The following is a 13,923-nucleotide window of genomic DNA, read 5'->3' as shown; positions in this document are numbered from 1 at the left end:
AACTCGAAGGATCACGCGGTGGCCGCACCGTCGTCCGACGTACACGCCGGCAACGACCTGGGCGACCGCGCTACACCACTATCGGGGACTCAACTCCGTACGACGCGGCCCGAGGCCCGGAGACCGGCAGGTTTTGACACCGTATCGGGGCTCAAATGGGCCGATGACACGCGTTTCGGGCGACATGAACAAGTCGCAATCGAGTTCCGAATCTGGCGGAAATACGCAGATCAGCGACTGATTCGGCCACAGCCGTTGGTGAAATCAGCGAAACGGGCGTGCCACATTTCTTGACCGCGCCCTCCGGTCCGTTACAGTCATGGCTCGCCGTCTGACCCCGAACAGCGGAGATATGAACTGATGGGCAACCACCGAGCCGACGTCACAAGTGACAGTCCGCGTTCGGTCACCCCTTCCCCCGGAGCAACCACGAGCAGCAGCAGCTACGTTGGGAAGCGGCGCGCAGCGCCGGCGACCGACAGCCCTGCCTCCAGGCCTGCCCCGCGGGCGACCGGATCGACCTCCTACGTCGGGAAGCGGCGCGCCGCGCCGTCCCCCGCCGTCGGGACCGCGAAGCCATCCCCCGCCCCTGAGATTCCTGAAGAGCCGGTCGCCAAGGCCCGGCCCAACCGTGTGGTTCTCGAGCAGACCGGCAAGCTGCCGGTCGTCGGGTCCCCGCGCACCGACGAGGCCCACGACGGCCGCATCTCGACGGGTGAGCTGCGTGCTCTCGTCGAGGGCGATGGCCCGTCCTTCCCGGCCTCGTTCCCGACGCCGCCTGCCTCGGCGACCCCGATCCTGCCCGTGCAGCGCCGGGCGGGCCAGATCGACCCGGTCCTGGCCGACCTGCTCTCCTCGATGGGTATCGACCCGGACAAGGTGACCCCCGAGGTGCTCGAAGACCTCGGCGTCGGAGGCATGACGACCTCCGAGCTCACCATGTTCCTCACCCAGCCGACCAAGCCCGCGCCGACCAAGGCGACGTCGAGCAGGTCGGTCTCGACCAAGACGCCGCCGCGCGGCGTTCCGGCCGTTCCCGCAGCCCCGGCAGTTCCCGCGACGGTGCTTCCCGAGCCGGTGGCGCCCGTCGCCCCGGTCGCTCCCGTCGCTTCTGTCGTTCCTGAGCCGACTTTCCAGGCGCCCGAGCCGACGCACACGCCGAAGCCGCTGCGGATGGCCAACACGTTCGCGCCGCTGACCGGCAAGATCCGCGCCGTGCGCGAGGCCCGCCAGATCCCGGCTCCGCCGGTGGCCCCGGCTGTTCCGGCCTACGAGCCGGAGATCCAGGAGCCCCGCGGGTTCCAGGAGGCGTTCGACGCGCCGTCGACGTCGTTCAAGATCGACACGACCTCGTTCCCGGCCCCGCCGGTGTCCCTGCCGCAGCAGATCGACTTCGACTCGATGGCGATCGACCTCCCGGCCGAGACCTACACCGTGGATGCGCCCTACTACGAGGCGCCGCAACCCCACGAGGCGTACTACCAGGACGACTACGCCGACGGCTACGACAGCGGCCCGCAACAGGCCGAGACGTACTTCCGCGCCGACACCGGCAGCATCGACCTGCCGAGCATCAGCGAGATCGCGACGTACCGGCCAGAGTTGCACGACCTTCCGGCGGTCGAGACCACCGGCACGATGGTGGGCATCGGCGGCCCCACCCGTCCCCGCACCCGACGCGCCGCCGCTGCGGCAGCCGGTGGCCGCCCGACGGTCCCGCTGACCGCCGGCGCCGCCGCCCTCGCCGCCGCCATCGGTGGCATCGCCTTGACCGGCGGCCCGACGATGGTCGCCGCCGATGACGTACGCCTCGTCGGCGCCACCGCGCTCGGTGGCGACAGCGACATGGTCGTCGTCGGTGACCGCTCAGCGACCGTCAGCCGCAACGACGAGCGCTCCGAGGCGGACACCGCGGCGAGCGACCGCGAGAAGGCGCTCCAGGGCGTCGACGTCCAGGCCGACAAGCAGGACAAGTTCCTCAAGTCCAACATGTGGGAGCTGCCGATCCCGGCGGGCGTCTACCGCATCACCGGCACCTTCGGCTCCTCGGGCTCCAACTGGTCCAGCACCCACACGGGTCTCGACTTCGCGGCCCCCTACGGCACGCCGATCCACGCGATCGCCCGCGGCACGGTCACCGAGACCGCCTGGGGCGGGGCGTACGGAAACCGGACGATCATCACCCTCGAGGACGGCACCGAGATCTGGTACTGCCACCAGAGCGACTACGGCGTCTCCGTCGGCCAGACGGTCTCCCCCGGCGAGGTCATCGGCTACGTCGGCTCGACCGGTAACTCCACCGGCAACCACCTCCACGTGGAGGTCCGCCCCGGTGGTGGTGACGCCGTCGACCCCGACGCCGCCCTCAACGAGCACGGCGTCGACCCGAGCTGACGCGCGCAGCGCGTCCCGGTGTAGCCGAGTCGGCCCGTCACAACGAGCCGACTCGGCGCGACTAGAGCTTCTCGACCGGCGCGTAGCGAAGCAGCAACCGCTTGACCCCGGTATCACCGAAGTCGATGCTCGCGACCTGCTTGTCGCCCGATCCCTCGATGGTGACGACGGTGCCGAGGCCGAAGGAGTCGTGGGTGACCCGGTCGCCCGGGTCGAGCGAAGGCACCTCACGGGCCGGCTTCGACTTGGCAGCGACGTCGGCGCGGAGCGCGGCGGAGGAGAAGTTGCGGCGTCCGGCGGCGGTGGGCTGACCGAGACGCTGACCACCGCTCCAACTGTCGTTGGCGAAGTTCGGCCGGCCCCAGGAGGACATCTCCTTCTCCGTACGCCGCCAGTCGACCAGGTCGACCGGGAGCTCGTCGAGGAAACGGCTGCCGGGGTTGTGCGAGGGCGCACCCCAGGCGGACCGGACGACAGCCCGTGAGATGAATAGCTTCTTCTCGGCCCGGGTGATGCCGACGTAGGCCAGACGGCGCTCCTCCTCGAGCTCGGTGCCGTCACCGAGAGCCCGGGAGTGCGGGAAGACGCCGTCCTCCATGCCGGTGAGGAAGACCGCGGGGAACTCCAGGCCCTTGGCGGTGTGGAGCGTCATCAGGGTGACCACGCCGTCCTCGTCGTCGGGGATCTGATCGGTGTCGGCGACCAGGGCGACCCGCTCCAGGAAGTCGCGGAGTCCGGGCACGACGGTGCCTGCGTCCACATCGGCCGGGTCGGCGCTCGGGGCCGCGACCGGGTCGTCGGAGAACTCCCGTGCGACGGCGACGAGCTCGGCGAGGTTCTCCACGCGGGTCTCGTCCTGCGGGTCGTCGGACTCCTCGAGCGAGGCGAGGTAGCCCGATCGGTCGAGCACCGTCTCCAGGATGACGTCGGCCCGCTCGCCGGCGGCGACCATCTGCAGCAGCTCTTCGACCATCGCGACGAAGGCCTTGATGTTGGTCAGGCTGCGGGTGGCCAGACCGGGGGCGTCCTCGGCCTTCTGCAGTGCGTCCCAGAAGGTCAGGCCGTCGCGCTCGGCCAGCGCATTGACGCAGGCCACGGCGCGGTCGCCGATGCCCCGCTTGGGGGTGTTCAGGATCCTTCGGAGCGAGACCTGGTCGTCGGGGTTGGCCAGGGTGCGCAGGTAGGCCAGCGCGTCGCGTACTTCCTTGCGCTCGTAGAAGCGCACACCGCCGACGACCTTGTAGGGCTGGCCGGTGCGGATGAACACCTCCTCGAAGACACGCGACTGGGCGTTGGTGCGGTAGAAGACGGCGACGTCGGCGGCCTTGAGCCCACCGTCGACGAGCTTGTCGATCTCGTCGGAGACGAACCGGGCCTCGTCACGCTCGTCGTCGGCGACGTAGCCGACGATGCGGTCGCCGTTGCCGGCGTCGCTCCACAACGCCTTCTCCTTGCGACCCTTGTTGTGCTTGATGACCGCGTTGGCGGCGGTGAGGATCGTCTGCGTCGAGCGATAGTTCTGCTCCAGCAGGATCGTGGTCGCGTTGGGGAAGTCCTGCTCGAAGTCGAGGATGTTGCGGATGTTGGCGCCGCGGAAGGCGTAGATCGACTGGTCGGCGTCACCGACCACCATCAGCTCGGCCGGCTCGGCGCGAGGGGTGTCCTCGGCGTAGGTGTCGGTCAGCGCGGTGTCGTCCATCCGGTCGGCGCAGAGCTCGTGGACCAGGGCGTACTGAGCGTGGTTGGTGTCCTGGTACTCATCCACCAGCACATGCCGGAAGCGGCGCCGATAGACCTCGCGCACCTCCGGGTAGGTCCGGAAGAGCTCGACGGTCGACATGATCAGGTCGTCGAAGTCGAGGGCGTTCGCCTGCCGCAGACGCTTCTGATACTCCTTGTAGGCCGCCACATAGGTCTGCTCGAGGTGGTTGCGGGCGTCCTTCTCGGCAGCCTCGACGTCGCGCAGCTCGTTCTTCTGGTCGCTGACCCAGTTGAGCACCTGGCCGGGCTGGTAGTGACGCGGGTCGAGATCGAGATCGCTGAGAACCAGCTGCATGAGCCGCTTCTGGTCCTGGGCGTCGTAGATCGAGAAGTTGGACTTCAACCCCACCTTGTCGATCTCCTTGCGGAGGATCCGCACGCAGGCGCTGTGGAACGTGGAGACCCACATGATCCGGGCGCGCTTGCCGACCAGGGCCTCGACGCGCTCCTTCATCTCGGCCGCCGCCTTGTTGGTGAAGGTGATCGCCAGGATGCTGCCGGGGTGGGCGCCGCGCTGCGAGATCAGCCACGCGATCCGCCGGGTCAGCACCCGGGTCTTGCCCGACCCTGCTCCCGCGACGACCAGGAGGGGCGCCCCCTGGTGCTGCACGGCGGCCTTCTGGGGCTCGTTGAGCCCGTCGAGGAGCTCCTCGGTGCTCGGGCCACGCCGTTTCGTACGCGGCTCGTCGGCCGGCTGCGCCGAGGCGAAGGCCTCGAGGCCCGGGATGGTGGCAACAGGGGTCTGGTCAGGCGTACTCATGCTGGCTCCAGCCTAGGGTGTGTCCGGTGGTTCGGCGTCGAGTCGAGCGTCGTCCAGCGCCGTCCTGGCAAGGCGGAGGAGGGAGGCGGCCCGGTGTTGGCCGTCGACCGACGACAACGCCGCCAGGGCGCGTGATGGGCGGCGCTCGGCCGACGCATCCGAACCATCGGACACACCCTAGAGTGCGCCACCGACAAGTCGCGGGTCGGCGGGCCCGGTGGGATCGTCAGGCAGCGACGTGCGCGGACGACCAGAAGACCGCCACGCAGACGTTGATGATCGTCAGCCCGAAGATCGTCCAGTAGAGGCCGTCGGAGATCTTGGGCTTGCGCAGCTGCGACATCACCAGGCCGAGGATGACCAGGCCGATCACGAGCTTCACGCCGACCTTGGCGTGGTCGACCGGACCGTCGCCCATCTCGAGGACGCCGACGAGCAGCAGTCCGGCGAGGAAAGCGGTGCCGGAGCCGTCTCGCATGAGGCCGTTGGCGACCTTGTCAGGGGCCTTGATCTGCACCAGCAGGCCTCCGAAGAGCGCTGCGAAGCCGAGCAGGTGAATGACGAGCAGGATGTGCCGCACGATCTCCATGCGCAAAGACTAGAGCCACCGCCTCGGAGCCCGCCACGCGGTACCGGTTCGGCACGTTTTCGAACGATCACACGATTTTGGTCACATTCGCCTTGGGGAATTCGGCGATGTCTGCCTACTCTCACCGTGACCGCCACCATCGCTCTCGGCTCCGCAAGGAGGATTCTGACGTGTCATCACCTCGCCCGACCCTGCCCACCGGCGGGTCCAGACCGCTCGATCAGCTCCGCCAGTCCATTCGCTTCGACGTACCGGCCTCGCTGGTCGTCTTCCTCGTCGCCGTGCCGCTCTCGCTCGGCATCGCCGTCGCCTCCGGTGCGCCTGTCGCCGCGGGCCTGATCGCCGCCGCGGCGGGCGGCATCGTCGCCGGCCTCTTCGGCGGCTCACCGCTGCAGGTCAGCGGGCCAGCTGCCGGAATGACCGTCGTCGTGGCCGAGACGGTCGCCGAGTTCGGATGGGAGGCGACCTGTGCGATCACGGTGATGGCCGGCATTCTCCAGATTCTGCTCGGCGCCACCCGGCTCGGGCGCTACGCGCTGGCGATCTCGCCCACCGTCGTCAGCGCGATGCTCGCCGCGATCGGGATCTCGATCGTGCTCGGCCAGCTCAACGTCGCCCTCGGCGGCCGATCGCAGTCCAGCGCGTTCGAGAACATCAAGCACATCATCGGCAACGCGCAGGAGCCCAACATCCACGCTGTCCTGGCCGGGCTCGGGGTGATCGGCATCCTGCTCGCCTGGCCGCGGCTCCCGCAGCGGATCCGCGCAGTCCCGGGCCAGCTGGTGGCCGTCGTCGCGCTCACCCTCCTCGCGGCCGCCTGGCTGCCCGGCGCTGAGCGGGTCCATCTCGGTGGCGACCTGCTCGACGAGATCGGCTCGGTCGCGCTGCCCGAGGGCACCCCGCTCGCCATCGCCGGCGCCGTGCTCACCGTCGCCCTGATCGCGAGTGTCGAGAGCCTGCTCTCAGCGGTCGCCGTGGACAAGCTGCACGGGGGCCCGCGCAGCAACCTCAACCGCGAGCTCGTCGGCCAGGGCCTGGCCAACTCCGCCTCCGGTGCCCTGGGCGGCCTCCCGGTCACCGGCGTCATCGTGCGCAGCTCGACCAACGTCGCCGCTGGAGCCCGCACCCGCGCGTCCGCGATCCTGCATGGCGTCTGGGTGCTCCTGTTCGCGCTCGTCCTGGTCGGACTCGTGGAGCAGATCCCGCTCGCCGCCCTGGCCGGGCTGCTGATCATGATGGGCACCGGCCTGGTCCGGCCCGCCGACATCTCCCAGGCGCACGCCCGCGGCGAGCTGTGGATCTACGGCCTCACCATCGCGGGAGTGCTCGCGCTCAACCTCATCGAGGGTGTCCTGATCGGCCTCGTGGCCGCGCTGGTCCTGGTGCTGTGGCGCCTGGTCCATGTGCGGATCGACGTACGCCCGGCAGGCCTGGCCGCCGACGGCCGCGAGAAGTGGCTGGTCGAGGTGCACGGCAGCCTCTCGTACCTGGCGACGCCGAAGCTGGTGAGCCGGCTCGACGCGATCCCGGAGGGCCAGGTCGTCGAGCTCGACCTCCTCGTCGACTACCTCGATCCGGCCGGGCGCGACCAGCTCGACCACTGGCGTGTCCGCTACGAGGCCGCTGGCGGCACCGTGCTCGTGGAGCACTCCGGACCGCACGGCGAGGAGGCCCCGCGTCAGGAGCGCGCTCTCAAGGCGCCTCCGATCAGCCCTCGCGGCCTGCTGCCGTGGAGCGCCTGGCAGGACGTACGTGCCGACCGCACCGACCAGCACCACCCGCTGGCCCTCGGCGTGCGGGAGTACCACCGCCGTCACGCGGCACCGCTGCGCCCGGTCTACGAGGGGCTGGCCGACGGCCAGGAGCCGCACGCGGTCTTCCTGACCTGCGTCGACTCCCGGGTGGTGCCGAACCTGATCACGTCGAGCGGCCCGGGCGACCTGCTGACCGTGCGCACCATGGGCAACCTCGTGCCCGAGCCCGGTAGCCCCGACAGCTCGGTCGCGGCGCCGATGCTCTTCGGCGTGGACGACCTCGGCATCAACACCGTCGTCGTCTGCGGCCACTCCCGCTGCGGGGCGATCACCTCGGCGCTGGAGAGCACCCGTGCCGGGGAAGTGCCCGCCGGACCGGTCGGCGACTGGCTGCGTCACGCCGCTCCGGCGATCCTGGAGTGGCAGGCCGGACACCCCGTCGGCGCAGCAGCCGCCGCTGCCGGCCGGAGCGAGGTCGACCAGGTCTCCCAGGTCAACGTCGCGGTGATGATCGATCGCCTCGGGGAGATCCTGGCAGGCCGGGACGTACGCCTCGTGGGGCTGTTCCTCGACATCTCCGACGGGAAGCTGCAGATCCTGCGCGGAGACGGGTTCACGACACTCACCGATGCCGAGACCGACGAGCTCGCCCACCTGATGGAGGCTCGCCCGCCGGAGCCGGCCTAGGCCCTAGAGCAGGCGGCGGTCGTTGGCCCAGCGAGTGAGCTCGTGACGGCTCGACAGCTGCAGCTTGCGCAGCACGTTGGACATGTGGGTCTCGACCGTCTTGATCGAGATGAACAGCTCGCTGGCGACCTCCTTGTAGGAGTAGCCGCGGGCGATGAGGCGCATCACCTCGCGCTCTCGTTCGGTCAGGCGGTCGAGATCCTCGTCGATGTCGGCGATGGCGATGGTGCCGGCGAAGGCGTCGAGCACGAAGCCGGCCAGGCGCGGCGAGAAGACCGCGTCTCCGCCGGAGACCCGCTGGATCGCGGCGACCAGCTCGGCACCGGTGATGGTCTTGGTGACATAGCCGCGGGCACCGCCGCGGATGGTGCCGATGACGTCCTCGGCCGCGTCGGAGACCGACAGCGCGAGGTAGCGCGGCGAGCCGTCGACGGCAGGCGCCTTGCGCATCACCTCGACACCGCCGCCGCCGGGAAGATGTACGTCGAGCAGCACCACGTCGGGCTTGCCCTCGGCGATCGCCTTGACCGCGGTGTCGACATCCTCGGCCTCCCCGACGATCCGGATCACCGGCGACCTGCTCAGCTCGGCGCGTACGCCGGTGCGGAACATCGCATGGTCGTCGACGATGACGACCTTGACCTCACTCATGGTTGCTCTCCCAAAGAACTAGTAGAGCGCGGCTGCTTCAGCCGCACCTCGGTGCCCTCTCCCGGAGACGATCTCACCACAGCGCTGCCGCCGTGGCGCGACATCCGGTCGATGATGCTGTCGCGTACGCCGTGCCGGTCGGCGGAGATCTCGTCGACGACGAAGCCCGCTCCCCGGTCGCGGACGAAGACCTCGAAGGCCTCCTCGGTCGCCTCAGCGTAGACGTCGACCCGTCCGGTGCCGGCGTGCTTGGCGGCGTTGGTGACCGCCTCGCGGGTGGCGGCGACGATCGGGCGCACCGTCTCGTCGAAGGGACCATCGCCGACGACCACCACGTCGACGGTCACGCCGTGGGCGTCCTCGACCTCGGCGGTGGCCGCCTTCAGCGCGGCCGCGAACGTCTCGTCTGCCTCGGCCGGGGTCGAGAAGAGCCACTCCCGCAGGTCGCGCTCCTGGGCGCGGGCCAGCTTCTGCACCATCGCGGGATCGCCGGAGTTGCGCTGGATCAGGGCCAGGGTCTGAAGGACGGAGTCGTGCAGGTGAGCGGCCATGTCGGCGCGCTCCTGGCTCCGGATCCGCTCCTCGCGCTCGCTGCCGAGGTCGCTGGCGAGCTGGTGCATCCACGGCCCGACGACGAGAAAGCCTGCGCCGAGCACGATCAGCCCGGCGATGATCAGCGCGGTGGCGTTACCGAAATCGAGCTGGCCGCCGGCGAGGATCACCGCGAAGAGCATCAGCCCGACGCCGACGCCGACCCGGACGTACGCCCGCCAGCCGCCCTTGCCGAAGACCATCCGCACCAGGTCGAGGCGTCCGGTGCCGTCGATCCAGCGTTCGCGCTGGGCGGCGTCGGCCTGGCGCCACAGCAGCGCGACGCCGGCGACGCCGAGCATCGCCGGCCAGATCAGCGCACCGGCACCGAGCAGGGTGTCGAAGAGCACCACGGCACCGAACCCGAGGGCGAGCAGCGCGATCGCCGGGCCCTTGTCGACGCCGCCCGAACGCGCGGCGGGGCGGCGGCCACCGCGGGTCGCGCTCTCACCGCCGGGCGTGGACTGCTCGAGGAGGGGCGCGGCGGGGACGAAGATCCACAGGGCGGCGTAGAGGAGAACACCGAAGCCGCTGAACACGGCGGTCACCACGAAGAACGCACGCACGGCGAGCACCGGCAGGCCGAGGTGTTCGGCCAGGCCCGCGGCCACGCCGCCGATCACCGACGCGTCGGTGTCGCGGTAGGCGCGGCGTACTGCTGAAGCGGAGCCCGAAGCCATAGGCCCTGCGCGCTCCGGGGGCGGTGCCGGCAGATCCGCCGTGGCATGGGTTGTCGTCATGATGACATCCATCGTCACACCAACCGCGGGTGTATGCCATGAGGATTCACCCTGATCCTTGCTCGTCGAGAACTCAGGGCCGTCCCTGATGGTCTGCGGCGTGCGGAGGAGTCAGAGTAGGGGTGTGACGATCCCGCCCGAGGCACCGCTGCCTCCCAACCCGGAGCCGCCCTCGCCTGCCTCCGAGGAGCGCGCCCGCCCCAGTGTCGAGCAGCTGCGCAACCTCAGTGGCCTGCGGCGTACGACCCATGCCTCTCCGGAGGGACGGCACATCGCCGGCGTCGCGGGTGGGATCGCACGCCACTTCGACGTCGACCCGCTGCTGGTGCGGGTGCTGCTGGTCGTGGCGGTGTTCTTCGGGGGCGCCGGCGGGATCGTGTACGTCGCGGCCTGGGTGCTGGTGCCCGAGGAGGGTGCCGAGGACGGGATGATCCCCGTCGGGCCGCCTGCCCGCAACCTCCTGCTCTGGATCGCCGGCGGGATCGCGGCGATCTCGCTGCTCGGCGACGCGTTCGGCGACACCAGCGTGCCCTGGTTCTGGCTCGCGGTGCTCGGGGTGGTTGCGCTCTGGTACGCCAACCGCGGCAAGTGGGGCCGCAAGCGTGGCGGACCACCTCCGTCTCCGGCTTCGTCACCTGCACCCACGAGCACGGACGTTCCCGCAGCTCAGACACGTACTCTTCCGGCGCCGTGGCCGCCCGGATCGTACGATCCCAACGCGCCCGTCACCCCGGCCGGCCGGCGGCGCCCGCCGCTGCTGTTCGGCCGCGCCATCGCGGTCGCCGCGCTGGTGGTCGGTGTCCTCGGGCTCGTCGACGTCGCCGACTGGGCGCCGGTCCCGACCAGTGCCTACCCGGCGGCTCTGCTCGCCGTCTTCGGCGGCTTCCTCGTGCTGGGCGCCTTCTGGGGCCGAGCCGGCGGGCTGATCTTCTTCGGGCTGCTCGCTCTCGCCGCGCTGCCGCTCACCATGATCGACCCGTCGAACATCGACACCGGCAGCAGCATCGAGTCCCATCCGCGGAACGTCGCGATGCTGGAGTCGTCCTACCAGGTCGATGCCGGGGAGATCCTGCTTGACATGAGCGCCATCGACGCGAAGACGCTCGAGGGCCGCGAGCTCGACATCAACAGCTCCTTCGGCGAGATCACGGTGATCGTCCCTGACGACGCCACCGTTGCCGTCGACGCCTCGGTCGGCACCCTCGGTGAGGCGCAGGTCTTCGACGAGACCCGCAGCGACGTCGGCGGGTTCAACCTGGCCCGCACTCACGTGGCCGGCGAGGAAGGCAGCGAGCCCGGTCTCGCCGATGACGCCGACCTCCAGCTGACGGCCACGGCCGATGTCGGTGCGATCAACGTCTACGAAGAGAGCGACCCCCGAGCCGCACGCTTCGTCGGAACGACCGAGAGGAGAACCCCATGAGCTACGACTACGCTCCCCCGCCACGCTTCGAGGACCGGGCGGGCGACGAGAAGCCCACCGGCCGGCACCCCGTCAACATCGGCCACCTGGTCATGGGGCTGGCCTTCTTGGTCTTCGTGGCCGTCTGGGCCCTGATCGTCAGCGGCGCGGTCGACATCGACAGCATCGAGGACCTCCGCTGGCTGCTCCCGCTCCCCTGGATCGTCGGCGGCTCCATCGGTCTTCTCGCCGCGCTGCTCAGGAAGAACTGACGTAGGGATCTTTTCGTTGGGACGGTTGGCGTCTCTGCGGGATCGTATTTTTCGGGGTTGGGGTGGGCCGCCGACCCGTTCTTGGAGGGTCTCTCGATCTGGACCGGCGTCAAGGACGCCCTTCGGGCGCCGGCTTCGCCGGCCGCTTCGCGATCCTGGACTCCGGACCAGATCGAGAAAGATTTGGCTGGCTATCGGGGCGGCGGCCCGGGTGTGGCGCAGCGGATTCCTGTTTGGGAAAGGTGAGGTTGATGGGGTGGAAGGGTGGCCCTTCGGGCCACTTACCATCCACAGAAGCGAGGCTGTTCACTCACCGCAAAAATGCGCGTTGACCTGGGGAAATAGATGGTCAAGCGAGCGTTGATGGCGTAGAATCAGACTCATCACAGCACACCTCTGAAGGAGAGGATGGCGATGAGTCTCGGCCGCTCGATCGACCACTGGGGCGCCAACCCCGGTGACGCGATCGAGGCTGCCTTGAAGGCCATCGAGACCGCCCTCCAAGAACTCCTCGCGACCGACCCCAACTATTGGCGCACCGGGCAGAAGAAGGACCTGCTGGAGCGGTTGGAGAAGCTTCAGGCCCAACAAGCCGCGTTGAAGCTGAGGGTGCTCGCGTCTGCCGGCGACATCGCCGAGGAGACCGGGGCCAAGGACGCGTCTGGGTGGATGCGGGCCGAGTTGTTGGTTGACAAGGCCGTGGCCCGCTCGCAGATCAAGCTCGCGGCGGGTGTCGCGAAGTACGACCTCGTCGCCGCCGGCCTGGCCGAAGGTGTCGTGTCGCAGGACAAAGCCCGGGTGATCACCAAGGCACTCGACAAGATCGATGCCGACCCGGTCGCCAGTGTCGAGGACCTGGTGTTGGCCGAGAAGCTGCTGGTCGACTACGCCGGTCGCCTGACCGCCAACGAGCTCCGCATCGTCGGCAAACGGATCCTGGCCGAGATCGACCCGGCCCGGTTCGAGGACGCCGAAGCCCAAGCGTTGTTGGCTGAGGAAGAACGCGCCCACCAGAAGACCGCCCTGCGGATCTGGGACAACCACGACGGCACCATCGGCTTCGACGGCGTCCTGCCGGTCTCGATCGGGATGCGGTTCAAGCGGCTGGTCGAGGCCTGGGCCCAACCCCGCAAACAGCAGCTCGTCGGTAAGGGCGCCCCGCTGCCGCCGTGGGAGCGGCTGATGGGCCAAGGCTTCGCCCGCCTGCTGGAGACCGTCGACCCCGCAGCCCTGCCCCGGCACGGTGGTGATGCGACCACCATCAACGTGGTCATCAGCCTCGAGGAGCTCCGCAAGGACCTCGGGATCGCGACCCTGGGTTATGACGAGACCAACGGGGCGACGATCTCAGCGGCGGAGGCGCGGAGGATGGCGTGCAACGCCACCATCATTCCCTGGGTCCTCGGCGGCGACAGCGAGGTCCTCGATGCTGGTCGGGGCAGCCGGTTCTTTCAGCCGATCCAGCGCAAGGCGATGCGGTTGCAGCAGAAGTGCTGCCAGGCCGAGGGCTGTGACATGCCACCGGAGTGGTGCGACGCCCACCACCTCGAACCCTGGGCCGCCGGCGGCAAGACCAACCTCAAAGACGGCGCGCTGTTGTGGCCCCATCATCACCGCCTGGCGCACAATCCTGCCTACGTCCATGAGCGGCTACCGGATGGCACGATCCGGTTCATCCGCCGCCCCTAAGTCGGCGAGGCTAGGAATCACTCCACCAGGACCTGCGCGCCAGGCCTGACGACCCACGGCCGACCGGTCTCAGCTCTCGCTGAAGCCGTCCGTCCCGATGCCCAACCCGCCTTCTGGCCAGCTCCGTCGACTCCACACTCGCCGCTTTCCTGCTGACAGGGACATTGCCCCACGGCAGCGGAGGTCCCCCACGCTCCGGAGGATGGGGAACCTCCGCGCCCGTGGGGAACTCTTCGGATCAGTGGGGAACTCGTGACCCAGTCGACACCGAGCCCGCCCCGGCCAGAGCGACGGCTGGCTTGTGAACGGTTCACAAGGTCGCGCCCACTGCTATAGGCACCCACGAGGCACCGAGCCTTCTGCGCATGGCCAGCCACAGCCCCAAGCCCGCACCCAACTGAATCCGCTGCGCCACACCCTCGCCGCCGACCCGATACAGGCCAAATCTTTCTCGATCGGGTGTCGAGTCAAGGATGGCCGCAGGCCACCGGCGAAGCCGGCGGGCGCAGCCCGTCATCTCGACAAGCTCGATACATCGCCCGTAGTGCCTCATGTCAAGATGCCCGCGAAGTGTGGTCGGTGCCTCAGTTAGGAATGCCCGCGAGAATCTAGCCGGCCGCGTCGCGATGCTGG

At 69.4% G+C, this 13,923-nt stretch carries 9 protein-coding genes; 5 read left to right on the top strand and 4 right to left on the bottom strand.

Going from position 1 to position 13,923, the window contains the following annotated elements:
* Positions 1-360 precede the first annotated feature (360 nt).
* A complete protein-coding gene (locus ACFWQC_RS27875) occupies positions 361-2,394 on the top strand; it encodes a peptidoglycan DD-metalloendopeptidase family protein (RefSeq protein WP_378685958.1) in 2,034 nt (677 codons plus the stop codon).
* A gap of 61 nt (positions 2,395-2,455) precedes the next feature.
* Here the strand turns inward: ACFWQC_RS27875 and pcrA are convergent, their stop codons facing one another.
* Together pcrA and ACFWQC_RS27865 are read right to left on the bottom strand one after the other, a co-directional pair.
* Complete coding sequence (gene pcrA, locus ACFWQC_RS27870; RefSeq protein ID WP_378685955.1) at positions 2,456-4,915, bottom strand: DNA helicase PcrA; 2,460 nt, start codon at positions 4,913-4,915, stop codon at positions 2,456-2,458.
* A 226-nt stretch (positions 4,916-5,141) separates the two neighbouring features.
* Positions 5,142-5,504 carry a hypothetical protein gene (locus tag ACFWQC_RS27865; protein ID WP_160025265.1) on the bottom strand — a complete coding sequence of 121 codons (363 nt, stop codon included), beginning with the start codon at positions 5,502-5,504 and terminating at the stop codon, positions 5,142-5,144.
* Positions 5,505-5,674: 170 nt separating this feature from the next.
* On the opposite strand from ACFWQC_RS27865, the gene ACFWQC_RS27860 reads away from it, so the two are divergent.
* On the top strand, positions 5,675-7,945 hold the full coding sequence (locus tag ACFWQC_RS27860) for a SulP family inorganic anion transporter (protein WP_378685952.1): 2,271 nt from the start codon (positions 5,675-5,677) through the stop codon (positions 7,943-7,945).
* 3 nt (positions 7,946-7,948) lie between these two features.
* On the opposite strand, the gene ACFWQC_RS27855 is transcribed toward ACFWQC_RS27860, so the two are convergent.
* Both ACFWQC_RS27855 and ACFWQC_RS27850 read right to left on the bottom strand, forming a co-directional pair.
* Positions 7,949-8,596, bottom strand: a complete 648-nt coding sequence (locus ACFWQC_RS27855) for a LuxR C-terminal-related transcriptional regulator (RefSeq protein ID WP_378685950.1) — start codon at positions 8,594-8,596, stop codon at positions 7,949-7,951.
* On the bottom strand, positions 8,593-9,927 hold the full coding sequence (locus ACFWQC_RS27850) for a PspC domain-containing protein (protein WP_378685947.1): 1,335 nt from the start codon (positions 9,925-9,927) through the stop codon (positions 8,593-8,595). Before ACFWQC_RS27850 ends, ACFWQC_RS27855 begins: the two co-directional genes overlap by 4 nt.
* Before the next feature lie 124 nt (positions 9,928-10,051).
* Between ACFWQC_RS27850 and ACFWQC_RS27845 the strand changes: the two genes are divergently transcribed.
* The 3 genes from ACFWQC_RS27845 (at position 10,052) to ACFWQC_RS27835 (ending at position 13,290) form a co-directional block, all read left to right on the top strand.
* Positions 10,052-11,350 carry a PspC domain-containing protein gene (locus ACFWQC_RS27845; RefSeq protein WP_378685944.1) on the top strand — a complete coding sequence of 433 codons (1,299 nt, stop codon included), beginning with the start codon at positions 10,052-10,054 and terminating at the stop codon, positions 11,348-11,350.
* On the top strand, positions 11,347-11,601 hold the full coding sequence (locus ACFWQC_RS27840; protein WP_378685941.1) for a hypothetical protein: 255 nt from the start codon (positions 11,347-11,349) through the stop codon (positions 11,599-11,601). Before ACFWQC_RS27845 ends, ACFWQC_RS27840 begins: the two co-directional genes overlap by 4 nt.
* A 414-nt stretch (positions 11,602-12,015) precedes the next feature.
* The gene (locus ACFWQC_RS27835) at positions 12,016-13,290 is read left to right on the top strand and encodes a DUF222 domain-containing protein (RefSeq protein WP_378685938.1); all 1,275 of its coding nucleotides are present in this window, start codon (positions 12,016-12,018) and stop codon (positions 13,288-13,290) included.
* Positions 13,291-13,923: the final 633 nt, after the last annotated feature.

The sequence above is a fragment of the Nocardioides sp. NPDC058538 genome (assembly GCF_042719275.1).
Lineage (GTDB): Bacteria > Actinomycetota > Actinomycetes > Propionibacteriales > Nocardioidaceae > Nocardioides.
Note: the sequence above shows the minus strand (reverse complement) of the source record. Positions and strands in the feature narration are given on the sequence as shown.

Excerpts from the sequence above, each read along its gene's own strand:
- ACFWQC_RS27835 (WP_378685938.1), top strand. The coding sequence starts at position 12,016 with ATGAGTCTCGGCCGCTCGATCGACCACTGGGGCGCCAACCCCGGTGAC.
- pcrA (WP_378685955.1), bottom strand. The coding sequence starts at position 4,915 with ATGAGTACGCCTGACCAGACCCCTGTTGCCACCATCCCGGGCCTCGAG.
- ACFWQC_RS27875 (WP_378685958.1), top strand. The coding sequence starts at position 361 with ATGGGCAACCACCGAGCCGACGTCACAAGTGACAGTCCGCGTTCGGTC.
- ACFWQC_RS27840 (WP_378685941.1), top strand. The coding sequence starts at position 11,347 with ATGAGCTACGACTACGCTCCCCCGCCACGCTTCGAGGACCGGGCGGGC.
- ACFWQC_RS27855 (WP_378685950.1), bottom strand. The coding sequence starts at position 8,596 with ATGAGTGAGGTCAAGGTCGTCATCGTCGACGACCATGCGATGTTCCGC.
- ACFWQC_RS27850 (WP_378685947.1), bottom strand. The coding sequence starts at position 9,927 with ATGACGACAACCCATGCCACGGCGGATCTGCCGGCACCGCCCCCGGAG.
- ACFWQC_RS27865 (WP_160025265.1), bottom strand. The coding sequence starts at position 5,504 with ATGGAGATCGTGCGGCACATCCTGCTCGTCATTCACCTGCTCGGCTTC.